A 22160-nucleotide genomic window follows, 5' to 3' on the forward strand; every position below is an offset into this window, starting at 1 on the left:
ATGCGGGAGACCGCGCATCATGCGAACAGGGATTCTGCCTCCATCCGGTCGAGGACCGGCTGCCGGTACCCCACGGACATGATCTCCAGCATCGCTTCGGCGTACTGCTGGTTCGTGCTGCCGATCGCGTCGCGGGCGTAGCTGACGCGGAAGTCGTGGGCGAAGGCGTCGGCCCCTGTCTGCGCGACGCAGCTGTGCGTGGAGACCCCGGCGAGGACGAGGTGGTCCACGTCCAGCCCGCGGAGGCGCGCCGCGAGATCGGTGCCGAAGAAGGCACTGTCGCGTGCCTTCGTCACGACATCGATCCCGTCCACGCGCAGCCCCGCGACGGCGTCCGCCTGGCGGCTGCCGCGAAAGATGAAGCCCTGACCGTCGTCGAGCATCGACCGCGTCCAGGTCGAGCCGTCCCGCAGGTGCTCGGTGCGCGCCACGAGCACGGGAGCCCGTCCGCGGCGCGCGGCATCGATCAGCCCGTTGCAGGCCGCGACGAGGGCCTCCTGCTGCACGGCGAGCGCCTCGTCCTCGAAGAAGGCGTTCTGCATGTCGATGATCAGCAGGGCAGTCCTTCCCCCATGTCCTCCGGCACCGGGCCCCGCCTCAGTCCATGGCATCCGGTGGTCCCCCGATCGCGCCCGCCGTCAGATCGATGAACGCACGTCCCTCGTCGTGGTGCAGCCCGCGCCCGAGCGACGGATCGAGGCTGATCAGCGAGGCTTCCTGGATCCGGACGGGCAGGGCCGGGGATGCCACACCTCCGAGGACGTCGGGATCGGCGGCCGGAGCCCCTGCGAGGCGTCTCACCTCGACCTCGGGCAGATTGGCCGCCAGCCCTATCTCGGCGTGCGTGAGGCCTGTGGCGAGGGCCTGCCGGATCGCCTCGCCGCAGGCGATCACCAGCCGGTCGCGCTCGAATTCGGCGTTCTCGAGGTCCGCGGCGGCGGTCATGACTTCATGGATGTACGGGGGGCGTGGTGCTGACATGAGTACCTTTTCACGGGGGCTCGGTGAGTCGGCCTCCCGCGTGGCGATGAAGGCTCCAGATCCTGCTCCGTGACCGGGTATGCCCGGGTGACCTACCGGCACTCGGAGCTGACGACTGCAGCAGATCCTTCGCATCAGAGGCGCGGGCGAGGCGATTCGAAGAAGAGTAGGCCGGTGGCTGGACCTCCTCCCATTGTACGGAAGCGGTCACTGCCGTGAAAAGTGATCCGTCACCGCGAGCACCCCGACGATACGGCCTACGACGTTGCTCGACCCCCAAAAGCTAAGCCTACTTCCCATCGGGTACTAAGTATGCTTACTCTAGAGGCCGGTGGTCTCGGGGGCTCTTGCCCCCGGTGGAACCTCCCGGTGGAACGTACAGCCGAGAAATCCATACCCTCACAGTGAGATTACTCAGAAGGAGAAGGAAATGATTACTCAGGAAAACATCGACACCATGCTCGGCAACGGCGGCAACGTGCTCGGGTCGGACGGCGAGAAGATCGGCTCGATCGGCCAGGTCTACCTCGACGACCAGACCGGCGAGCCCAGCTGGGTCACGGCGAAGACGGGCCTGTTCGGCACCTCCGAGTCCTTCATCCCGCTCCAGGGCGCCGACGTCGAAGGCCATGACGTCCGGGTCCCCTACAGCAAGCACCAGGTGAAGGATGCCCCGCGCATCGAGTCCGACGGCAACCTCAGCCCGGAGGAAGAGGATCGCCTCTACCGCCACTACGAGATCGGCGGCGGCACCAGCGACCGCACCGACACGACCCACACCACCACTGACACGACCCGCACCACGACCGGGACCGCAGGCCGGAACGACCGCGACGTCGACATCGACACCACCAGCCGTCACGAAGGCCGCACCGACACGGACCGCGCAACCGTGGGCCACGACACCTCCGGCCCCACCACGGATGATGCGATGACCCGCTCCGAGGAGCAGCTGCACGTCGGGACCGCGCGTCAGGAAGCCGGCCGCGCACGCATGCGCAAGTACGTCGTCACCGAGAACGTGACGAAGACCGTCCCCGTCAGCCACGAGGAAGTCCGCGTGGAACGCGAGCCCATCACGGACGCCAACCGCGGCGACGCGCTCGGCGGCCCGGCCATCAGCGAGGAAGAGCACGAAGTGACCCTCCACGCCGAGCGCCCGGTGGTCGAGAAGGAAGCGGTCCCCGTCGAGCGCGTCCGCCTCGACAAGGAGACCGTCACCTCCAACGAGACTGTGAGCGAAGAAGTTCGCAAGGAGCAGATCGACGTCGACGGCGAAGAAGACACGCGTCGGGGCAACAACCTCTAGCATGTGCTGATCCAGGAGGACCCGGGGCATCGCCCCGGGTCCTCCTGCCATTGGAGGGGCATCACCTGCCGCCTCCACGAAAGATCCTGCCCGTAGTGCAGGAATTATAATAAGCCTGCTGTCTATTTCGGGTATTGTTATCTAGAGTAAGTAGCAGGAACGAGCGGACCCACCGCTGACGACCGAGGGGAAGGACACGCTATCGTGCCTGAATTGAACGATTGGTCGACCAGCCGCCTGTTGACGACCGCGGCCCGCATCGTCGAGCACTCCTGGAACGAGAAGCTCCTGGGCATCGGCATCACCCACGCGGGACTCACGACTCTGGGAGTCCTCGAGCGCGAAGGCACGCTCACCGGCGTGCGGCTCGCCCAGCTGGTCCACGTTCAGGCGCAGACCGTGGGGCGAACCCTCGACCGTCTCGAGAAGCGGGGCCTCGTGACCCGGCTCCGCAATTCGGCCGACCGGCGCAGCCAGCGCATCACGATCACGTCGGCCGGGCTCAAGGCCCTGGAGCGGGCCAAGAACATCGAGAACGAACTGATGGCCGAGGACGGCCTGGCTTCCGAGGATCTGCGGAACCGCCTCAAGACGGTCATCAACGAGCTCGGGCCCAAGAAGGACTAGTAGCCCCCGCCGTCCGCGGCCATGTTGTTGAACCGCGAGTAGTGGCCCTGGAACCCGACGACGAGCGTCTTGGTGGGACCGTTACGGTGCTTGGCAACGATCACGTCGGCCTCGCCCGCACGAGCCGATTCCTTGTCGTACACGTCGTCGCGATGCAGCAGGATGACCATGTCGGCATCCTGCTCGATCGAGCCCGACTCGCGCAGATCCGAGACCTGTGGCCGCTTGTCCGTCCGCTGCTCGGACCCACGGTTGAGCTGCGACAGGGCGACCACGGGGACGTTGAGCTCCTTCGCCAGCAGTTTCAGGGCTCGTGAGAACTCCGAAACCTCCTGCTGGCGAGATTCCACCCGCTTGCCGGACGACATGAGCTGCAGGTAGTCCAGCACCACGAGTTTGAGGTCGTGACGCTGCTTGAGCCGCCGGCATTTCGCCCTGATCTCCATCAGCGACATGTTCGGGCTGTCATCGATGAACAGCGGGGCGTCGTTCATGCGCCCCATCGTCGTGGCGATCTTCCCCCACTGCTCGTCCTTGATCGTGCCCTTGCGCAGATCCTGCAACCCGATGGTGGCCTCGGCGGAGAGGAGGCGCATCGCGATCTCGTTGCGACCCATCTCGAGGGAGAAGAAGACCGTGGTCATGTTGTGCTTGATCGCCGCCGACCGGGCCCAGTCCAGCGCGAAGGTCGACTTACCCATGGCGGGGCGGGCGGCGACGACGATCATCTGACCGCCGTGGAGGCCCTGGGTCAGCTCGTCCAGTTCGTAGAATCCGGTGGGCACGCCCGTCATGCCCTCGCCCTTGTGCCCCGCGGACTCGATCTCGTCCACCGTGCCCTCGATGATGTCCTTCAGCGCCACGTAGTCCTCGGCGGTGCGACGCTCCGCCACCGCGTACACCTCGGCCTGTGCGGCGTTCACGAGGTCGTCCACCTCGCCGTCGTTGGAGTAGCCGAGCTGCACGATCTTGGTGCCGGCGTCGACCAGCCTGCGCAGGACGGCGCGCTCCCGCACGATCTCCGCGTAGAAGCCCGCATTCGCGGCGGTCGGCACGGACTGGATCAGTGTGTGCAGGTAGGCCGGTCCGCCGATGCGCGAGATCTCACCGCGCTTGGTGAGCTCGTCGGAGACCGTGACGGCGTCGGCCGGCTCCCCCCGGCCGTAGAGGTCGATGATGGCCTCGTAGATGCTCTCGTGGGCGGGCCGGTAGAAGTCCAGGCCGCGCAGCACCTCCACGCAGTCGGCGATCGCATCTTTGGACAGCATCATGCCGCCGAGCACGGACTGCTCCGCGACGAGGTCCTGAGGCGGGGTACGCGAAAACTCGGGGCTCCGGGTGTCCGATGATGAGTCTGCATGTGCCAGGGACACTGAAGGGCCTTTCTCCTACTGTCGAAGCGGCTGCGCCGGGGCGTCAACCGGACACCCGGGGCGGGTCCGACAGGACAGGCCTATCACCCGACACCCTCACTTTCGGGAATCTGTCGCAACGCTAGCCCCCTCCCGGGGCGCCGCAAAGCGCTGAACCAACAGGGGCTGTGGGTAAGTGTGAATAAGCTGTGGATTGCACGGCGTGTCTTGTGCACAGGATGGGGACAACCCTGTGGACAAGAAACTCGTTCAGGCGAGAACATGGCTCTGACCTGCGCAAACGTTGTCCACGACCTGTGGACGGAAATTAGTTCTGAGACGTCGGTCGTCCACAGGACCGCTGTTGACAGGACGGCCCCAGGTCCTGCGCAGCCTGCGTGACGGCGTATATGCCGACAGCGCGACCCTCACCGGGCGCCCCAGCCCGGGCAGATCCGGGCCGACGGCAGTCATATACGCCAGAGCGAACCTTCGAGCTGCTCCGGAACGGCCGCATGGAGTCGCGGGCAGGCATGGATCGCGGGGTCATCACGGGAAGCATGCCCTCGTGCGGATGGTCCGGAACGGACCCCGGTGAACGGCAGGGAGCCCCCGCCATGATGGCGGGGGCTCCCTGATTAATCCGGTGACGCTGGCGCTGGGCTGCCCAGCGCCAGGCGGCCTAGCTTGCTACGACGTCCAGATCGATGACTGCTGCGACGTCCTCGTGGAGACGGACGTTGGCCTGGTACGAGCCGACCGACTTGATGTGGGCCGGGAGTTCGACCTTGCGCTTGTCGATCTTGCCGAGACCTGCGGCCTCGACGGCCTTCGCGACGTCGTCGGCCTTGACCGTGCCGAACAGGCGGCCGGAGCCGCCCGCCTTGACGGTCAGGGTGACGGGCTTCGCCGACAGTGCGGCGGCCTGACGCTGGGCGTCCTCGAGCGATGCGTGCTCGCGGGCGGAACGGGCAGCCTTGATCGACTCGACCTGCTTCTCGCCACCCTTGCTCCACATCAGGGCGAAGCCGCGGGGCAGAAGGTAGTTACGTGCGTAACCGTTCTTCACCTCGACGACGTCGCCTGCGGCACCGAGTCCGGTGACTTCCTGGGTCAGAATGAGCTTCGACATTGTATGTCCCTTTCCCTAGCCGCGGCCGGCGCCGGAGTACGGCAGGAGGGCGACTTCGCGGGCGTTCTTGATTGCCTGAGCGATCTTGCGCTGCTCCTGGACGGTCACACCGGTGACGCGACGGGCACGGATCTTTCCGCGATCGGAAATGAACTTACGCAGCAGGGCTACGTCCTTGTAGTCGATGACGGTGACGTCAGCGGCCTTCAAGGGGTTGGACTTTGGTTTGGGCTTACGGAGTTCAGCCTTAGCCATCGTGGTGCTCCTTTGTATGGTGGAGCCCGCAGAACGATTCTGCGGGATGGGACGTGCCAGTCACCTGATGGTGACTGCGGCAGGAGTTCCGGGAACGGGACCGCTGCCTGGAGAGTGCCTAGAAGGGAGGCTCGGAGTCGGAGCCGTTGCCCCAGCTCTGCGAATTTCCGCCCGAGGGAGCGCCCGAAGGAGCACCCCAGGGATCATCCGCGGGCTGCTGGGCCTGCTGGCCCCCACCCCAGCCGGATCCGGAGTTCGAACCGCCGGAGTTACCGCCGGAGCCGCCACCGGAGTTGCCGCCGAAGCCACCGCTGTTCCCGCCGCCGGAGCGCTGGGTGCGGGTGACCTTCGCGGACGCATAGCGCAGGGATGGACCGATCTCGTCCACCTCCAGCTCCATGACGGTGCGCTTCTCGCCCTCTTTGGTGTCGTACGAACGTGACTTGAGTCGGCCCTGGGCAACCACGCGGGTTCCCTTGGTCAAGGTCTCGGCGACGTTCTCCGCAGCCTCACGCCACACCGACGCCCTGAGGAACAGCGTTTCGCCGTCCTTCCAGTCGTTGGTCTGGCGATCGAACGTACGGGGAGTGGACGCGATGGTGAAGTTGGCGACCGCCGATCCCGACGGTGTGAACCGCAGCTCGGGGTCGTTGGTGAGGTTGCCGATCACCGTGATGACTGTCTCGCCTGCCATGGTGCCTCCTTGAGTCACTTCCCGCCGGAGCGGGGTGGATGGATGAGGGATCTACCGAGATTACTCGGCGGAAACCTTCTGCTCCTCGGGGCGGATGATCTTGGTGCGCATGATCGTCTCGTTGAGGCTCAGCTGGCGGTCGAGCTCGGAAGCCACGGCCGGGGTTGCGGTGAAGTTGACGACGGCGTAGATGCCCTCGGTCTTCTTCTGGATCTCGTACGCAAGGCGCCGGCGTCCCCAGATATCCACCTTGTCCACGGTGCCGCCGCCGTTACGGACGACATTCAGGAACTTCTCGAGTGTTGGGTCGATGGAGCGTTCCTCGACGTCGGGGTCGATGATTACCATCAATTCATATGCACGCATGTGTGAACCCACCTCCTCTGGGCTGAGCGGTCGCGGTCTTTCCGCAACAGGAGGTTCTTTTGCGTTGGTCCGGCCGCCGTCCTCGGTACTGACCGACGAAGGGCTGTGGCACAGACGTCCCAATCCTACCGGACGGACCGGCCGGGACGAACTCCTGAGGGAAGCCGCTACTGCCCGCCGCGGAAGAACGCCCGGCTGACCTGCGCGAGGTACCCGGGATCGTCGACGCCGCAGAGCTCACGCGCCGAGTGCATCGACAGCAGCGGTGTCCCGACGTCGACCGTGCGGATCCCGAGCCTGGTGGCGGTGAGCGGTCCGATCGTCGAGCCGCACGGCATCACGTTGTTGGACACGAACTCCTGGTACGGCACACCCGCCGCGCGGCAGAGCGCTGCCCAGTGGGCGGCGCCGGGTGCGTCGGTGGTATACCGCTGGTTGGCGTTGATCTTCAGTAGCGGACCACCATTGAGGATCGGCAGGTTGGCCGGGTCATGCCGCTCCGCGTAGTTGGGGTGCACGGCGTGGCCCGCGTCGGCGGAGACGCAGAAGGACACCGCGAGCGCCCGCAGCCGCTCCTCCGTCCCGGCGCCGAGCCCCAGGGAGATCCGCAGGAGCATGTCCTCGAGGAAGGGGCCACTCGCCCCGGACCGGGAGCCGCTGCCCACCTCCTCGTGGTCGAACGCCGCGAGGACGGCGATCGGTCCGTGCGCGGGCCCATCCGACGCCCCGATGATCGCCGTGAGCCCGGCATGCACGGAGGAGAGGTTGTCGAGCCGCCCGGAGGCGAAGAATTCGCCCTGCGTGCCGAAGACGCGGGGGGCCTGCGTATCGGCGACGACGACGTCGAACCCGCCGACCTCACGCGGGTCGACGTCGGCACCCGCGGCGAGGAGCCCGAGGAGGTCGGCGCCTGCAGGCTCCCCGAGGCCCCACACCGGGTTCATGTGGCGCTGCTTGTCGAGGGTCAGTCCGTCGTTGACGGCGCGGTCGAGGTGGATCGCGAGCTGGGGGAAGCGGAGGATCGGCCCGGTGGCCACGAGGTGCTCGCTGCCGTCGTGGAGGGTGAGCCGGCCGGCGAGCGCGAGCTCGCGATCCAGCCAGGAGTTCAGGAGGGGCCCGCCGTACACCTCCACGCCGGCCTGCAGCCAGCCGTACTTCCCGGTGGTGGGTCGTGGCTTCAGCTTGAACGACGGCGAGTCGGTGTGCGCGCCGAGGATATGGAACCCGGTCGTGGGGCCGGCTGCCGACGGGACGGTCCAGGCGATCAGGGCGCCGTCGCGGATGACGAAGAAGCTGCCCGCACCGCCCTCCCACGCGTCCTGTTCCACCAGCTGCCGGAATCCTGCGGCCGAGAGTCGCCGGCCGGCCTCCGCCACCGCGTGGAAGCTCGACGGCGACGCCGAGACATAGGCTCCGAGGTCCTGGATGTGCGCTGGTGCTGGGCTCATCCCCCGATTCAACCAGATGCCGTCATCGCCGGCGCGGTCAGGGCCCGGGCGCAGCTTCGGCTCCGCTTCACCTGCTCTTCGGTCTTCGCCCGGTCTTCGGCGTTCCTTCGCGGAGGATTCGCGGGGCAGGCGGGCTGCGCGTCGGCCCGGGGCTCCAGAGTTGATACCAGAAGCGACCGCGGCCCGCTGGGGGAACCGAGGACAGCAGAACTCAACCAGGACAAAGGGTCTCACCATGGCACGCACCGCACGCACCTCCCGCATCACCATGAAGTCCACCTCGGGCAAGGTCCTCGCCTCCGTCGCCCTGCTCGGCGTGGCCGCGTCGGTCGCGGGCCTCGGCACCTACGGTTCCTTCACCTCCACGACGTCCGCCAGCGAGACGGTCACGGCCGGGTCGGTGGACGTCCAGCTCGGCACCGCGGGCACCGCCGCCAACCGCCTCACCGTCGCCTCCGCCGGCCTCGTCCCGGGCGACACCACCCAGCGCGCCGCCACCCTGACCAACGCCGGCAACCAGAACTTCGGGGGCGTCACGCTCACCACGTCCGCCACCGCCCCCACCCTGCTGACGACCGACGCCCTCAACGGCCTCCAGGTCACCGTCGACGCCTGCAGCATCCCCTGGGCGGAGACCACGATCCCTGCCACAGCCACGACCTCCATCGCCTACACCTACACCTGCTCGGCCGTCACCACCAAGGTCCTGGCGACCCGCCCGATCCTCGGCGCCGACGTGGTCCTCTCCAACCTCGCCTCGGTCACCACCGCCAAGGCAGACAACCTGCGTGTCACCGCCACCCTCCCCTCCACGGCCGGCAACGACTTCCAGGGACTCACCGGCACCGTGAACTTCGCCTTCACCGCCACCCAGCGCGCAGCCACCAGCCGCTAGCCACCCGACCCGGTGTCGGGGAGCGGACCTCCGGGACACCGGGCCGTCGGCAGGTCACGACGACGACACGAGGAAGGAAGATCATGAGCAAGCACCGCCCCCCACGCCCGCTCGGCCGCGTCCGCTTCCTCGTCGGAGTGCTGGTCGCCGTCGTCGTGCCCATGGGAGCCCCCACGGTCGCGCAGGCCGCCTTCTTCGACGCGGCGGTGGCGCCGATGAGCGTGGGCACCTACAAGATCCCGGCGCCTGCCGGCATCACCGGCACCCGCAGCTGCAGTGACTCGAACCGTCCGATGGACATCACGATCGACGACTTCGGCGCCGTACCCCGGGCGAGCTCCTACGTCGTCACCCTGACGGCGTCGACGGGCCGGGCCACGAAGATCACCCTGCCGGCAACCAGGCGTACGACGGCGATCAGCACGGAGACTTCATCGAGGACCGCCTCCTACACCCTGCGCATCGTCGCGAACGTCGGCACCTGGACGGGCACCGTCCCGCTCGAGCGGACGTACACCTGCTCCGCCTGATCGGAGAGCGTTCCGGTGTCAGTGTGCCGGGCCCGGCACCACGATCCCGTTCTCGTACGCGTACACCACGGCCTGCACCCGGTCCCGGAGGTCCAGCTTCGTCAGGATCCTCCGCACATGCGTCTTGATGGTTGCTTCCGACAGGAAGAACCGGGCGGCGAGTTCGGCGTTGGACAGCCCCTCGGCGATCGCCTCGAGCACTTCCCGTTCACGCGGCGTCAGCTCGGCCAGGCGACGGTCCGGTGCCGCCGTCGTCCTCTGCACCGGCGGGAGGGACCGCACGTAGGTCTCCAGGAGCCGCTGTGTGACGCGTGGCGCGACGACGGCGTCCCCGCTGGCGACGACGCGCACCGCGTGCACCAGGCCCTCGGGCGCCACGTCCTTGAGCAGGAACGCCGAGGCGCCCGCCTGCAGGCCGGCGAAGGCGTACTCGTCCAGATCGAAGGTCGTCAGGATGATGATGCGCGCGCACGACCCGGACGAGGTGATTTGGCGTGTCGCCTCGATGCCGTCCCCCTGCGGCATCCGCACGTCCATCAGCACCACGTCGGGCGACAGCTCGGCGGTGAGCCGGACGGCCTCGGCCCCGGTGGATGCCTCCCCGGCGATCTGCAGGTCCGGTTCGCCCTCGAGGATCAGCCGGAAGCCCATGCGCAGGAGCGGCTGATCGTCAGCGAGCAGAATCCTGATGGGCGTGGCCGGTGTGCCGTGCTGCGTGGTCATCTTTCTCTTTCCCCCGTTGGTTGCCCGTTCCGCCGGCGGCGTCGGGGACTGTCAGCCGGACCTCGACGAGCCAGCCACCCGACGGGCGGTCGCCGCACTCGACGGTGCCTGCGTAGATGGCGGCACGCTCGCGCATGCCGGCGATGCCCTGTCCGGAGCCGAGGGACGCGACGGGCCCCATGGCGCCCCGTCCGTCGTCCGCCACCCGGAGCGTCACGTCCTGACCGGTCCGGGCGATCGCGACGTCGACCAGCGTAACGCCCTTGCCGTACCGCAGCACGTTGGTCAGCGACTCCTGCAGGATCCGGTACACCGTCAGCTGGAACGCAGGATCGTCCGGCAGCATCGGGCCGGTCGTGGTCACCCTGAGCGGCAGGCCCGCCGCGCGGAAACCGTCCAGCAGGTGTGCCAGCGAGCTCGACGCCGGCAACGGCTCGAGCGATCCGCTCACGGCCTCCGCGCGCAGGACGCCGAGGACACGGCGCATGTCGGCGATGGCCGTGCGGCCCGTGCCCGACAGCTCGCCGAGCACCGCGGCCGCGCGCTCCGGGTCGCGCTTCATCACGACGGCGGCGCCGTCGGACAGTGCCACCATGACGGTCAGTGAATGCGCGACGACGTCGTGCATCTCGCGGGCGATCCTGTTGCGCTCCCCGGCGGAGGCCAGCTCCGCGTTACGAGCAGCCCACTCACGCAGGACGCTCTCGTGCTCCCGATCCCGCCGCACCGTGACGCCGAGGCCGACGGCGACGGCCAGGAACATCACGATGAAGCCGCTGAGGAGCCAGATCACGCCCGGTGCGTCACCGAAGGTGCTGACCGGGATGAGGAACAGGGCGCTCACCGAGAAGGCCGTCGCCACCGCGGCGGCGAGGAGCGTCTGCCGCAACGGATAGGCCACGGCCACGGTGTAGAGGGCGAACATCGTCGCGATCCCGCTGCTCCCGGCACCCTCGGTCACCACACTCACGGGGATGTCGAGGGCCGCGACGAAGGCGAGGACCAGGAGCGGCCGGTCCCGGCGGAAGGCCAGCGCCACGGCGGCCAGCGCCACACCCGCGACGCCGAACCAGTTCTCGCCGTCGAGCAGGACGAGCAGGGCGTTGGGGAGGGAGAGGAGCACGAACACCAGGACCACGACGGCGTCCATGGCCCTCGGGTGGCTCCGGAAGAACCGCCGGAAGGGCCCCAGCCGGCGGGCATTGAGCTCGGTGAAGGAGACCGCGGCCGTTCGTTCCGCGGTCTCCTTCACCAAGGGTCTGTCAGTCATGGCGCGGCATCACAGGCGCCGGCCGGGAGGCTTCCTAGACATCGCGCTTCTTGGTGACGACCAGGGAGGTGATGAGGAGCAGCAGCGACCATCCGCCCAGCACCAGCGCCCCCTGCCACTGGTTGAGGGCGCCGTCCCGGATGGTCGTGGCGACCATCTGCTCGCCACCCGAGCTCGGGAGGAACCGTGCAGCGTCCACGACCCACTCGGTGCCGCTTCCGAAGATGGCGACGACGATCGGCAGCACGAGCAGGACACCGATCGAGGTGACGACGCCCCCTGCCGTGTTCCGGACCAGCGTGCCGATCGACATGGCGAAGACCGATACGAGCGCCAGCACCGAGCCGGTGTTCACGATGTGCAGGAGCACGCCGTCGTCACCGAGGCTGAACCCGAGATCGGCGGACCCGAGGATGGGCTGCGCGATGAGATAGCCGAGGAGGGCGGCGCCGGCACCCACCACGAAGGAGACGACCGCCATGATGAGCTGCTTCGCCAGGAGCGCGGGGGTCCGGCGGGGTACTGCCACCATGGTGGACCGGATCATGCCCGTGGCCCATTCCGACGCGATCAGGACGACCGCGAGGGAGGCCATGAGGAGCTGCCCGATCACGAGGCCGGACCCCGGGATGTCACGGGAGATCTCCGCGGCATCCGGCGCTCCCTGCATCTGCGCGGCCATCTCGGGGTCGCTCTGTGCATCGAACAGGAAGGTCGTCTGCCATGCGAGCAGGGCCGCGATGCCGACCATGACCAGGACCGTCGAGACGATCAGGATGACGGTCGAGGGGACCGTGGTCACCTTGATCCACTCGGACTTCAGGACGCGGCCGAAGTTCACGCCGGGACCGGTGTCGGCCTGCCGGCGCGCCTGCTGCCGGGAGGGGGCGGGTTGGGTCGAGGTTGCCATGGTCAGCGTCCTTCCACGGATGAGGGAGCCTCGCCGGCGGCGGGCAGGGCATGGGATTGGTACTCGACCTCGGTCTGGGTGAGCTGCATGTAGGCGTCCTCGAGGGAGACCTGCAGCGGCGTGAGTTCGTACACGAGGACACGCTCCCGGAGGGCGACCTCCGCGATGCGGCGGGGCTCCACCCCGGTGATCTCGACCAGTTCGGGTTCGAGCACCTGGGAGGTGACACCCTCGCCGGCGAGGCTGCCGAGCAGGTCCTGGGGGCGGTCCGCCCGCACCCTGACCCGGGCCTTGCCCTGCCCGTCGATGATCGACTGGATGGGGGCATCCGCGATGATGCGGCCGCGACCGATCACGATGAGGTGATCCGCCGTCAGCGCCATCTCCGACATCAGGTGCGAGGAGAGGAACACCGTGCGCCCTTCGGACGCCAGACCCTTCGCGAGATGGCGGACCCACTGCACACCCTCCGGGTCGAGGCCGTTCACGGGCTCGTCCAGGATGACCGTGTGGGGGTCGCCGAGGAGGGCGGCCGCGATACCGAGCCGCTGGCCCATGCCGAGGGAGAACCCGCCGACCCGCTTCTTCGCCACCGGACCGAGTCCGGTGAGCTCGATGACCTCCCTGACCCGACTGTTCGGGATGCCGTGGGTCGCGGCCATGGCCCGGAGGTGGTTGTAGGCGGAGCGCTTGGTGTGGACGGCCTTCGCGTCGAGGAGCGCACCCACCTCCCGGAGCGGGGCCTTGTGCTGCGCGTAGGGCCGCCCGTTGACGGTGACCCGCCCGCCGGACGGGTTGTCGAGCCCGACGATCATGCGCATGGTGGTGGACTTGCCGGCGCCGTTCGGGCCGAGGAAGCCGGTCACCTTGCCGGGCTGGACGGTGAAGGAGACGGCGTCGACCGCCGACTTGGCGCCGTACCGCTTCGAGAGGGCCTGTGCCTCGATCATGACTGCGTCCTTTGCGTGAATCCGCGTCCGGGATGCCGCGGGCGCGGCTCCCCTACCCACAGTAGGCCCGGGGACCATGCGGGTCACCGGCCCCAGGGATGATCGCGGGAGCGGAGCAGTACCTCTTTCGGACGACGCGGCTCGGCTAGCGGCTGCTGATGGAGGCGAACTTCCGCACGCAGAGCGGGACGAAGACCACGAGCATGAGTGCAGCTCCGATCAGCACGGTCAGGAGGGCGTTCTGCATGGGCCAGGCGTCGGGCGTCGGGACGGTCCCGGTGTTGCCGAAGAGTTCACGGACCGCCTGGACCAGCGCGGAGACCGGATTCCAGTTGGCGAAGGTCTCCAGCGGCCCCGGGAGGTTCTGGGACTGGACGAAGGCGATCGAGATGAACGTGAGCGGGAAGAGGATCATGAAGGAGGCGTTGTTGATGACCTCCGGGCTCTTCACCGACATGCCCAGCAGCGCCATGACCCAGCTGAAGGCGTAGGAGAAGAGCAGCAGCAGGCCGATGCCGGCGAGCACGCTGGTCAGCGGGGTGGTGACGCGCCAGCCGACCAGGAAACCCGTGCCCATCATGATCGTCACGGAGAGCGTGTTGAGCACGAGGTCGCTGTTGGTCCGTCCGACGAGGACGGCCGACGAGCTCATGGGCAGGGTGCGGAAGCGGTCGATGATGCCGTCCTTGAGGTCCTGGGCCATTGCCGAACCGGAGAACGTGGATCCGAAGATCACCGTCTGGGCGAAGATGCCGGCCATCAGGTACTGCGTGTAGTCGCTGCCCTCCACCTGGATGGATCCGCCGTAGATCTGGCTGAAGAGGAGCACGAACATGATGGGCTGCAGCACGGCGAAGACCAGCATGTCCGGCGAGCGCTTCAGTTTGATGAGGTTCCGCTTGGTGACGGTCCATCCGTCGGAGAACCACATGGCCAGGTCGGACGCACCGGTGGGGGTGGCGCCCTGCGGCGCGGACTGACGGTCCTCGGGTGCCAGGACGCTCATGCTGCTGCCTCCTTCTGGGGTGCCGACTGTTCGGTGGCCTCCGCGCGGTGTCCGGTCAGCTGCAGGAACACGTCGTCGAGGCTGGGGCGCCGCATACCGGCGTCGTGCAGGGGGATGCCACCCTCCCCGAGGTCGGACAGGATGTACTGGAGGGCCCGCGGTCCCTCGGTGACGGCCACCTCGATGCTGCGGCCGTCGGCGCCGACCACGGGTACGCCCTCCCCGTGGCGCGCGAGGATCTGCGTCGCGGTGCCGGCGTCGGCCGCGTCCACGAGCGACACCACCACGCGGTGCCCGCCGATCTGCGCCTTCAACTGGTCGGAGGTGCCCTCGGCGATGGTCCTGCCGCCGTCGATCACCGCGATGTCGTCCGAGAGCTGGTCCGCCTCCTCGAGGTACTGCGTGGTCAGCAGCAGCGTGGTGCCGTCCTTGACGAGGTTCTGGATGATGCCCCACAGAGAGATCCTGCTCCGGGGATCGAGCCCGGTGGTCGGTTCGTCGAGGAAGAGGATCTTCGGGTTGATGACCAGCGCGCCGGCGAGGTCGATCCGGCGTCGCATGCCGCCCGAGAAGCCCTTGACGGGGCGGTTGCCGGCCTCCGTCAGCTCGAACTGGTCGATCAGCTCCTGCGCCCGGCGACGCGCTTCCCGGCCACCGAGGTGGTACAGCCGGCCCACCATCTCGAGGTTCTCGAGCCCGGTGAGGTTCTCGTCCACGGCCGCGTACTGGCCGGAGACGCCGATGATGCGGCGGGCTGCCTTCGGATTCCGGCGGACGTCGATGCCGTCGATGTGGGCGGTGCCCGCCGTCGGTTGGATGAGGGTGGTGAGGATCTTGACCACGGTGGTCTTCCCCGCGCCGTTCGGCCCCAGCAGGGCCTTGACTGTTCCCTGGGGGACGGAAAGATTCATGCCATCGAGGGCATGTACAGGTCCGCTCTTCGACGGATAGGTCTTCTTCAGGCCTTCTGCTTCGATGATCGCCATGGGAATCAGGGTAGGACGGATCCTCCGACGTTTCCTAGGCGATTCGGTCAGGATCTGTCCGCAATGCCTCGGTGGAGTAGGCGGTCCGCTCGCGCGCGACCGGTGCGACGAGGAAGGACGCCAGGACGGTGACCCCCACGGCGAGCAGCGCCGTGCGGATCCCGACGACATCGCCCAGGAAGCCGAGGAGCGGCGGGCCGGCGAGGAACGCCGTGTATCCGATGGTGGAGACCACCGAGACCCGCGCCGCGGCATGTTCGGGGTCGTCCGCTGCGGCGGACATGCCCATCGGGAAACCGAGGGCGGCTCCCGCACCCCAGAGGATCGCCCCGGCGGCCGCCAGCGGCACGCTGGGGGCGACGACGAAGAGCACGAGTCCTGCGAGGGAGGAGCCCAGGCCTGCCTGGAGGACCCGGACACGGCCGAACCTGTCGATCAGGGGGCCACCGACGAAGCGCAGCGCCGTCATGGCGGCGACGAAGACGGCGAACATGACGGCACCGGTGCTCTCCGTGGTCCCCAGTCCGTCCACGGTGGCCTTCGCCACCCAGTCGTTCGCGGCGCCCTCGGTCAGCGCGGCGCCCAGCACCACGAGGCCGATCAGCAGGGTCCGGGGCTCGCCCCAGGCGCCGAGGCCCCTGCCGCGGGACCGGCTCGGTACCGCGCCGTCCTCGGCCCCACCTCGGGCGGTGTCCGGCAGGAAGTAGCGGGGCGTCCACAGCGACACGGCGAGGCTGAGGACGGCGACGGCGACGAGGTGGGTGGAGAGCGGTATGTCGAGCGCCGACAGTCCTGCCCCGATCAGGGCGCCCACGAACGCGCCGCCGCTGAACGCGGCGTGGAAGCGGGGCATGATGGTCCGCCCGACCCGGCGTTCGACGTCGGCCCCCTCGATGTTCTGTCCCACGTCCCAGAGGGCGATGCCGCTCCCGAAGAGGAACAGCCCGACGGCGACCACCGGTACCGAGACGGTCACGAGGCCGAGCGCGACGGCGACCGCGGCCAGACCGGCTGCGGTCCCCCCGAGCCGGACCGTGTTGCCGGTGCCGAAACGCGCGGCGGCGAGGCCTGCCAGCGGCAGGGACAGGACCGATCCGATGGCTCCGATGAGCAGGAGGGTTCCCGTCTGGCCCGAGCCGAGGCCCAGGGTGTTGGAAGCGGCGGGGATCCGGGCGGCCCAACTGGCGAACACGAGTCCATTGAGCCCGAAGATCGCGTAGGTGGCGAACATGGCTGCTCGGACGGAGGGCTTCATCCTGCAACCGTAGGGGGCTCCGCCGCGCACTTCAAACAAACGCCGTCCCGCGCACGGCTCCTAGTCCGGGGCCACCTCGATCGCCTCGCCCGTGACGGTCACGGTGGCGCTGATGGAGAGGGTCTGCGTGTCCTGCTCACGCTCCCAGCGAGGGGGCAGCAGGTCCTCGAACTCGGCGTTCCGCTCGTACGAGAAGGTGGCCACGGCGTCGTCGGACAGCAGTCGGTACACGCCCGGCTCGTAGGACTGCTCGAGCGTGAAGGTCGGGGCCCGGTCCAGGGTCCAGCGTGGTCCACGCACGTCCTCGGGGTTCCCGAACACGAAGGACCGGTTGGGGCACCCGCTCGGAGCGGCGTCGGTGGAGGCGGTGCACGCGTCGAGCCACGCGGTGACCCGGGCAACGGCCTCGGCCTCGGCGGCGGCCGTCGGCGCGGCGTCGATCAGTACCCCGGACGGGGCGGCCGCCGGATCGGCCGGGACCTCGATGGATTGCGGATCGCCGTAGGAGAGGTAGGTCGACGGCGCCGGCGGCGAGACGACGTACGTGCCCGGGAGGGCCGGGAGGGCGAGGGATCGGCGCCCCGGATAGGGCCCCGCACCGCCCGCGGGGAGTTCCACGTCCGCTCCGTTGACCGTGATCGCCTCGAGGTCCTGCGGGACCACCACGCCGACGTCGCTGACGGGTGCCGGGCCGTCGAGCCGCCACGCGTCGAAGACCAGCGCAGTGGATCCGGTACGTGTCAGGGTGAATTCCCTGGTGGCGGTGGTGCCGTCCTGGGTCAGGTCGGCCACCACCGTCGCTGCTCCGCCGTCCACGACGACGTCGCGGACCGCGTAGCCGGACACCCGGCCCTGCGCCGCACCGTACACGGCGTCGGCCAGCAGGGCGGCGCCGCCCCCGCCGTCGTCTGCCCTGACCAGGGCCCGGGAGGTTCCCGCGTCACCGGCCACGAGGTCGTCGAGGTACGCCTCGACGGGCCGGTGGGGACCGAAGAACGACTGGTTGACCAGGGTGACCGCCACCACCCCGGCGACCAGCACGAGCACGAGCACGGCGGCGGCCCGGGCCGCCGCGTGGCTGAGGATGCTGCGGCGTGCGGTCCGTCCGCGCGATCCACGCGCGACGGCGGTCGCCGCGGAGGTCGTCCCCGCGGACCCCTCCGGCCCCTCGGTGACGACGTCACTGCTCGTCGTCGGACCGGTGTCCGTATCCATGCCTGCGCCCATGAGCCCCCCAACCGGATCGATGCGGCGCCCGGTGCTCTTCCGTTGCGCCGCCGACCACCCTACAAGGACGGTGCCCCCTGCGGAGGACGCCCCGTCCGCCGGGGTGCCGCCGCTACTTATCCACCGGTTGGGGATAACCCTGTGGAAAGCGTGTGGAGGACGTGTGGACGAAGCTCCTAGCGGGAGCGGACGACCCTGCTCTCATCCCACACGGGCTCCTTCGTCTCGTACACCTTGCCGTCGGAACCGAAGACCAGGAAGCGGTCGAAGCTCCGGGCGAACCAGCGGTCGTGGGTGACGGCGATGACCGTCCCCTCGAAGGCATCGATGGCGTGCTCCAGCGCCTCCGCCGAGTGCAGGTCCAGGTTGTCCGTCGGCTCGTCGAGCAGCAGGAGGGTGGCGCCGGAGAGCTCCAGCAGCAGGATCTGCAGCCGGGCCTGCTGGCCGCCGGACAGGGAGTCGTAGGCCTGCTCTGCCTGCGGGGCGAGCCCGTAGCGGTCCAGCACGGCGGACGCGGCCTCCCGACCCAGCCCCGAACGGTGCTCGTCGCCGCGGTGCAGGATGTCCACGAGGGTCCGGCCGAGGAGGTCCGGGCGGGAGTGCGTCTGCGCGAAGAAACCGGGGCGGATCCGCGCGCCCAGCTTCACGGAGCCCTCGTGCGGCACCGCGGCGATGTCGACGTCGGAGACGGGCTGGTGTTCCTTGTCCGGGTCGGACCCGCCGGCGGCCAGCAACCGCAGGAAGTGCGACTTGCCCGAGCCGTTGGAGCCCAGCACGCCCACGCGGTCGCCGAACCAGATCTCGGTGCTGAAGGGCTTCATGAGGCCCGTGAGTTCGAGTTTCTGGGCGACGACGGCACGCTTCGCGGTCCGTCCGCCCGCGAGGCGCATGGACACGTTCTGCTCGAGGGGGATGGCCTCCGGCGGGCCGGCCTCGAGGAACTTCGCCAGTCGCGTCTGCGCGGCGTGATACCGGTTCGCCATGTCCGAGCGGAACGCCGCCTTGTTCTTGTACATGTTGACGAGTTCCTTGAGCTTGAGGTGCTCCTCGTCCCAGCGCTTGCGCAGTTCCTCGAACCGGGCGTTGCGGTCCTCCCGCGCCTTCAGGTAGGTCTCGAACCCGCCGCCGTGGGTCCACGACGACGCCCCGAGGACCCCGGGCTCCAGCGTCACGATGCGGGTGGCCGCGTTGGCGAGCAGCTCGCGGTCGTGGCTGACGAACAGCACCGACTTCTTCGAGTCCCGCAGCTTCGCCTCGAGCCAGCGCTTGCCCGGCACGTCCAGGTAGTTGTCGGGCTCGTCCAGGAGCAGGAGCTCGTCGGGACCCGAGAACAAAGCCTCCAGCACGAGCCGCTTCTGCTCCCCGCCCGAGAGCGAGGACGCGGCGCGGTACTGCGCGCGATCGAACGGGACGCCGAGCGCTGCCATCGTGACCTCGTCCCAGGTGGTCTCCAGTTCGTAGCCGCCCGCGTCGCCCCAGTCGGCGATCGCCTGTGCATAGGTCATCTGCGTGGGCTCGTCGTCGGCCTCCATCATGGCGAGTTCGGCGTCGTCGATCCGTTGCGCGACGGCCGCGAGCATGGGCGGCGCGGCGGAGACGAGGAGGTCGCGGACCGTCGAGTCGTCGCGCACCTGGCCGACGAACTGCCGCATGATGCCCATCGTCCCCGACTGGCTCACCGACCCCTCGTCGGGCGACAGGTCCCCGGAGACGATGCGCAGGAGGGTCGTCTTGCCCGTGCCGTTGGGGCCGATCAGGGCCGTCTTGTGGCCGTCGCCGACCTTGAAGGCCACGCCGTTGAGCAGTTGCCTGCCGTCGGAGAGGAAGTAGTCGATACCGGATACGTCGAGATGAGCCACGTCCCAAGTGTTTCACCCGGCGACAAGTCGGGGTTGCCCGGAGGGATCCGCGGATCCGTTTGCGCAGGTTTGCGAAGCCGATGCCCTAGGGGCACTGCGGCACTGTCATCTGTGGGTCGATCCGCCAGGACGGCGACACCCACGTCGACCGCGCCGCCACCTTCCGTGATGGAATGACAAGTGTGCTTATCGAACAGGTCAAGCAGCCGGCTTGCAGATGAGCGCCCCGACGGCGTCCGGCCTTCAGTTCACACGAAGGCCGGGCGCTCTCGCGGGGACTGCGACCGCGCGTTCGACCGGTCCTGGCGGGGCTCCTCGGCGTCGGAGGGCAGCGGGCTCGGGCCGGCGATCGTCCGACAGCCGGCCGAAGCCGGTGGGGACGGGCCCGCCGGAGGTCGAGGAACGGCACCCCGGACCATGGAACATCGGGGGTGGACGCGTCCGTGCAGTTCACTGCCGCTGACGAAGCGTCGGAGTAGGACGTCGCGCACCGGCGCCCGGACCGGCGTGGGTCAGCTGCCGCTCCGCGCGCCGGTCAGTCCTGGCAGGGCATCGACGAGATGGGCGAGTTCGGGTACTTCGCGGGCATCCCGGAGCGCCTTCGTCAACGCCTGGTCATGAATCGGCTGGACGGCACCCAGGAGGTCGGCCCCGGCCTGGGTGAGCTCGGTGTAGATGCCCCGCCTGTCGTCCTCGCAGAGGATGCGCCGGAGGAGTCCGCGTTTCTCGAGGCGGGTCACCAGGCGGGTGGTCGCACTGGGACTGAGGGCTGTTGCGCGGCTCACCTGCTGCATCCTCATGTGCCATGAGCCGGGCTGGCGGCTCAGGACACTCAGCATCGTGTATTCCACCACCGACAGGTCTGCTTCCGCCTGAAGCGCCTTCTCCAGCTCGGACTCGATCCGGTTGTGCAACGCCGCCAGGGTGCGCCACCCTTGCGCGCGTACCTCGACGGCACTGTCATCGACGCTCATCCATGCCTCCACAAAGTAGTTGCTTGCGCGGCATATCTGCATGTGCAATGATAAAACCCGCGTGTGCAACTAAATCTTACCTGCGCACCGCCGGTCTTCCTACCCGGCCCGCCGGCAATCGCTCCCTGATCGTGGCTTTTGCCCGGCAAGGGCGCAGGCCCTGCACCAGAACCGCACCAGTGGTCACCCTCATCGTCAAAGAAAGAACACCATCATGCCAATCGGCCTCATCGCTCTCGCTCTGGGCGGTTTCGGTATCGGACTCACCGAGTTCATCATCATGGGGCTGATGCCCGAGGTCGCCGGGACCTTCGGCGTAACCGAGGCGCAGGCGGGCTGGCTGATCACCGGCTACGCGCTCAGCGTTGCCGTGGGCGCGCTCGTGGTGACAGCCGCGGTGACCCGACTCCCCCGCAAGCAGGTCCTGTTGGGCCTGCTGGTGCTCTTCGTCCTCGGGAACCTGGTGGACGCGATCGCGCCCACCTATGGCGTCATGATGCTCGGACGCATCATCGCGGCGCTGTGCCACGGTGCGTTCTTCGGCATCGGTTCGGTGGTGGCCGGAGCCATGGTGGCCCCGGAGAAGAAGGCGAGCGCCATAGCCGTCATGTTCACCGGGCTCACCGTCTCCAACGTCCTCGGCGTACCCCTGGGTACGTTCCTCGGCCAGGCCTTCGGCTGGCGCTCGACGTTCTGGGCCATCACCGTCATCGGTGTCATCGCGTTCATCGGCATCGCACTGCTCGTGCCCGCGATGGAACGCGACACCGCGGCCGTGAGTCTGCGCAGGGAACTGAACGCCTTCCGCTCCGGTCAGGTCTGGGCCTCGCTGACCATCACGATCCTCGGCTATGGCGGCATGTTCGGCGCCTTCACCTACATCGCGTACGTCCTCACCGACGTCAGCGGCTTCCCCTCGAGGGCTGTCCCCTGGCTCCTGGTCGTCTTCGGCGTAGGCCTCTTCGTCGGGAACCTCCTGGGCGGACGCGCCGCGGACCGGGCGCTGGACCGCAGCCTGCTCATCGTCCTGTCCGCACTCACCGTGGTCCTCGCCCTGTTCGCCGTCCTGGCGTACAGTCCCGTCGCCACCATCATCGCGCTGGTCCTCATGGGCGGATTCGGGTTCGCAACCGTGCCCGGCCTGCAGATGCGGGTCATGAAATACGCCGGTGACGCCACGACCCTTGTCTCCGGCGCCAATATCGGCGCCTTCAACCTCGGGAACGCCCTCGGTGCCTGGATCGGCGGAGTGACCATCACCGCAGGCCTCGGCTACACCTCACCCATCTGGGCCGGTGCCGCCATCACGCTTGCCGCGCTCGTGGTGCTGGGCATCTCCATGACGCGGGACCGTCGGACCCGTGACGGTGCCCGGCAGGCGGGTTCGCCCGCACTCGTCGCGTAGGGGTCG

General features: G+C 68.6%; 23 protein-coding genes. 5 read left to right on the top strand and 18 right to left on the bottom strand.

The annotated features are described in order from the left end of the window. Positions 1–17: 17 nt before the first annotated feature. The gene (locus MWM45_RS17285; protein ID WP_247827522.1) at positions 18–611 is read right to left on the bottom strand and encodes a cysteine hydrolase family protein; all 594 of its coding nucleotides are present in this window, start codon (positions 609–611) and stop codon (positions 18–20) included. Further along, a complete protein-coding gene (locus MWM45_RS17290; protein ID WP_247827523.1) occupies positions 598–981 on the bottom strand; it encodes a hypothetical protein in 384 nt (127 codons plus the stop codon). The genes MWM45_RS17285 and MWM45_RS17290 overlap by 14 nt, the downstream gene beginning before the upstream one ends. Positions 982–1411: 430 nt before the next feature. On the opposite strand from MWM45_RS17290, the gene MWM45_RS17295 reads away from it, so the two are divergent. Beyond that, complete coding sequence (locus tag MWM45_RS17295) at positions 1412–2290, top strand: DUF2382 domain-containing protein (protein ID WP_247827524.1); 879 nt, start codon at positions 1412–1414, stop codon at positions 2288–2290. 204 nt (positions 2291–2494) lie between these two features. Next, on the top strand, positions 2495–2917 hold the full coding sequence (locus MWM45_RS17300; RefSeq protein ID WP_247827525.1) for a MarR family winged helix-turn-helix transcriptional regulator: 423 nt from the start codon (positions 2495–2497) through the stop codon (positions 2915–2917). Here MWM45_RS17300 and dnaB read toward each other — a convergent pair. From dnaB to MWM45_RS17330, 6 genes are all read right to left on the bottom strand, one after another. Beyond that, on the bottom strand, positions 2914–4290 hold the full coding sequence (dnaB, locus tag MWM45_RS17305) for a replicative DNA helicase (protein ID WP_043442540.1): 1377 nt from the start codon (positions 4288–4290) through the stop codon (positions 2914–2916). The two genes, MWM45_RS17300 and dnaB, sit on opposite strands and share 4 nt — an antisense overlap. 661 nt (positions 4291–4951) lie before the next feature. Then, positions 4952–5401, bottom strand: coding sequence for a 50S ribosomal protein L9 (rplI, locus tag MWM45_RS17310; protein ID WP_043442543.1), 450 nt, complete (start codon positions 5399–5401; stop codon positions 4952–4954). A 15-nt stretch (positions 5402–5416) separates the two neighbouring features. Then, the gene (gene rpsR, locus MWM45_RS17315) at positions 5417–5656 is read right to left on the bottom strand and encodes a 30S ribosomal protein S18 (RefSeq protein WP_005273147.1); all 240 of its coding nucleotides are present in this window, start codon (positions 5654–5656) and stop codon (positions 5417–5419) included. Between the two features lie 118 nt (positions 5657–5774). Further along, positions 5775–6350: a single-stranded DNA-binding protein gene (locus tag MWM45_RS17320; protein WP_247827526.1), complete on the bottom strand. Its 576-nt coding sequence runs from the start codon at positions 6348–6350 to the stop codon at positions 5775–5777. A gap of 60 nt (positions 6351–6410) precedes the next feature. Then, positions 6411–6716, bottom strand: a complete 306-nt coding sequence (gene rpsF / locus MWM45_RS17325; RefSeq protein WP_043442549.1) for a 30S ribosomal protein S6 — start codon at positions 6714–6716, stop codon at positions 6411–6413. 167 nt (positions 6717–6883) lie between these two features. Continuing rightward, entirely contained in the window at positions 6884–8164 is a 1281-nt protein-coding gene (locus MWM45_RS17330) for a M18 family aminopeptidase (RefSeq protein WP_247827527.1), read from the bottom strand. Between the two features lie 235 nt (positions 8165–8399). On the opposite strand from MWM45_RS17330, the gene MWM45_RS17335 reads away from it, so the two are divergent. Together MWM45_RS17335 and MWM45_RS17340 are read left to right on the top strand one after the other, a co-directional pair. Then, positions 8400–9059, top strand: coding sequence for a CalY family protein (locus MWM45_RS17335; protein ID WP_247827528.1), 660 nt, complete (start codon positions 8400–8402; stop codon positions 9057–9059). 83 nt (positions 9060–9142) lie between these two features. Continuing rightward, positions 9143–9589: a hypothetical protein gene (locus tag MWM45_RS17340; protein WP_247827529.1), complete on the top strand. Its 447-nt coding sequence runs from the start codon at positions 9143–9145 to the stop codon at positions 9587–9589. An 18-nt stretch (positions 9590–9607) separates the two neighbouring features. On the opposite strand, the gene MWM45_RS17345 is transcribed toward MWM45_RS17340, so the two are convergent. The 10 genes from MWM45_RS17345 to MWM45_RS17390 form a co-directional block, all read right to left on the bottom strand. Continuing rightward, on the bottom strand, positions 9608–10312 hold the full coding sequence (locus MWM45_RS17345; protein ID WP_247827530.1) for a response regulator: 705 nt from the start codon (positions 10310–10312) through the stop codon (positions 9608–9610). Continuing rightward, the gene (locus MWM45_RS17350; protein WP_247827531.1) at positions 10260–11582 is read right to left on the bottom strand and encodes a sensor histidine kinase; all 1323 of its coding nucleotides are present in this window, start codon (positions 11580–11582) and stop codon (positions 10260–10262) included. The genes MWM45_RS17345 and MWM45_RS17350 overlap by 53 nt, the downstream gene beginning before the upstream one ends. Positions 11583–11616: 34 nt before the next feature. Continuing rightward, a complete protein-coding gene (locus MWM45_RS17355; protein ID WP_247827532.1) occupies positions 11617–12492 on the bottom strand; it encodes an ABC transporter permease in 876 nt (291 codons plus the stop codon). A 2-nt stretch (positions 12493–12494) separates the two neighbouring features. Then, positions 12495–13442 carry an ABC transporter ATP-binding protein gene (locus MWM45_RS17360; protein ID WP_043442561.1) on the bottom strand — a complete coding sequence of 316 codons (948 nt, stop codon included), beginning with the start codon at positions 13440–13442 and terminating at the stop codon, positions 12495–12497. Positions 13443–13587: 145 nt separating this feature from the next. After that, positions 13588–14448 (bottom strand): ABC transporter permease, encoded by an 861-nt coding sequence (locus MWM45_RS17365; RefSeq protein ID WP_418909708.1) that lies wholly within the window; start codon positions 14446–14448, stop codon positions 13588–13590. Then, positions 14445–15434: an ATP-binding cassette domain-containing protein gene (locus MWM45_RS17370; RefSeq protein WP_247827533.1), complete on the bottom strand. Its 990-nt coding sequence runs from the start codon at positions 15432–15434 to the stop codon at positions 14445–14447. The genes MWM45_RS17365 and MWM45_RS17370 overlap by 4 nt, the downstream gene beginning before the upstream one ends. 34 nt (positions 15435–15468) lie before the next feature. Beyond that, positions 15469–16689, bottom strand: coding sequence for an MFS transporter (locus MWM45_RS17375; RefSeq protein ID WP_247827534.1), 1221 nt, complete (start codon positions 16687–16689; stop codon positions 15469–15471). A 60-nt stretch (positions 16690–16749) separates the two neighbouring features. Then, positions 16750–17904 (bottom strand): hypothetical protein, encoded by a 1155-nt coding sequence (locus tag MWM45_RS17380; RefSeq protein ID WP_247827535.1) that lies wholly within the window; start codon positions 17902–17904, stop codon positions 16750–16752. 188 nt (positions 17905–18092) lie between these two features. Continuing rightward, positions 18093–19775, bottom strand: a complete 1683-nt coding sequence (locus tag MWM45_RS17385) for an ABC-F family ATP-binding cassette domain-containing protein (RefSeq protein ID WP_247827536.1) — start codon at positions 19773–19775, stop codon at positions 18093–18095. A gap of 512 nt (positions 19776–20287) precedes the next feature. Continuing rightward, positions 20288–20749 carry a MarR family winged helix-turn-helix transcriptional regulator gene (locus MWM45_RS17390; protein WP_247827537.1) on the bottom strand — a complete coding sequence of 154 codons (462 nt, stop codon included), beginning with the start codon at positions 20747–20749 and terminating at the stop codon, positions 20288–20290. Positions 20750–20963: 214 nt separating this feature from the next. Here MWM45_RS17390 and MWM45_RS17395 point away from each other — a divergent pair, with 214 nt between their 5' ends. Continuing rightward, a complete protein-coding gene (locus MWM45_RS17395) occupies positions 20964–22154 on the top strand; it encodes an MFS transporter (RefSeq protein ID WP_247827538.1) in 1191 nt (396 codons plus the stop codon). Positions 22155–22160 lie beyond the last annotated feature (6 nt).

The sequence above is a fragment of the Arthrobacter antioxidans genome, assembly GCF_023100725.1.
In the GTDB taxonomy this organism is placed as follows: Bacteria; Actinomycetota; Actinomycetes; order Actinomycetales; family Micrococcaceae; genus Arthrobacter_D; species Arthrobacter_D antioxidans.

Bases quoted from the DNA above. Each gene is read 5' to 3' on its own strand.
- MWM45_RS17330 (WP_247827527.1), bottom strand. From the start codon at position 8,164: ATGAGCCCAGCACCAGCGCACATCCAGGACCTCGGAGCCTATGTCTCG.
- MWM45_RS17290 (WP_247827523.1), bottom strand. From the start codon at position 981: ATGTCAGCACCACGCCCCCCGTACATCCATGAAGTCATGACCGCCGCC.
- MWM45_RS17335 (WP_247827528.1), top strand. From the start codon at position 8,400: ATGGCACGCACCGCACGCACCTCCCGCATCACCATGAAGTCCACCTCG.
- MWM45_RS17340 (WP_247827529.1), top strand. From the start codon at position 9,143: ATGAGCAAGCACCGCCCCCCACGCCCGCTCGGCCGCGTCCGCTTCCTC.
- MWM45_RS17395 (WP_247827538.1), top strand. From the start codon at position 20,964: ATGCCAATCGGCCTCATCGCTCTCGCTCTGGGCGGTTTCGGTATCGGA.
- rpsF (WP_043442549.1), bottom strand. From the start codon at position 6,716: ATGCGTGCATATGAATTGATGGTAATCATCGACCCCGACGTCGAGGAA.
- MWM45_RS17350 (WP_247827531.1), bottom strand. From the start codon at position 11,582: ATGACTGACAGACCCTTGGTGAAGGAGACCGCGGAACGAACGGCCGCG.
- MWM45_RS17380 (WP_247827535.1), bottom strand. From the start codon at position 17,904: ATGGATACGGACACCGGTCCGACGACGAGCAGTGACGTCGTCACCGAG.
- MWM45_RS17375 (WP_247827534.1), bottom strand. From the start codon at position 16,689: ATGAAGCCCTCCGTCCGAGCAGCCATGTTCGCCACCTACGCGATCTTC.
- MWM45_RS17365 (WP_418909708.1), bottom strand. From the start codon at position 14,448: ATGAGCGTCCTGGCACCCGAGGACCGTCAGTCCGCGCCGCAGGGCGCC.
- MWM45_RS17285 (WP_247827522.1), bottom strand. From the start codon at position 611: ATGCCATGGACTGAGGCGGGGCCCGGTGCCGGAGGACATGGGGGAAGG.
- MWM45_RS17320 (WP_247827526.1), bottom strand. From the start codon at position 6,350: ATGGCAGGCGAGACAGTCATCACGGTGATCGGCAACCTCACCAACGAC.
- MWM45_RS17295 (WP_247827524.1), top strand. From the start codon at position 1,412: ATGATTACTCAGGAAAACATCGACACCATGCTCGGCAACGGCGGCAAC.
- rpsR (WP_005273147.1), bottom strand. From the start codon at position 5,656: ATGGCTAAGGCTGAACTCCGTAAGCCCAAACCAAAGTCCAACCCCTTG.
- MWM45_RS17370 (WP_247827533.1), bottom strand. From the start codon at position 15,434: ATGGCGATCATCGAAGCAGAAGGCCTGAAGAAGACCTATCCGTCGAAG.
- rplI (WP_043442543.1), bottom strand. From the start codon at position 5,401: ATGTCGAAGCTCATTCTGACCCAGGAAGTCACCGGACTCGGTGCCGCA.
- MWM45_RS17360 (WP_043442561.1), bottom strand. From the start codon at position 13,442: ATGATCGAGGCACAGGCCCTCTCGAAGCGGTACGGCGCCAAGTCGGCG.
- MWM45_RS17390 (WP_247827537.1), bottom strand. From the start codon at position 20,749: ATGAGCGTCGATGACAGTGCCGTCGAGGTACGCGCGCAAGGGTGGCGC.
- MWM45_RS17355 (WP_247827532.1), bottom strand. From the start codon at position 12,492: ATGGCAACCTCGACCCAACCCGCCCCCTCCCGGCAGCAGGCGCGCCGG.
- MWM45_RS17345 (WP_247827530.1), bottom strand. From the start codon at position 10,312: ATGACCACGCAGCACGGCACACCGGCCACGCCCATCAGGATTCTGCTC.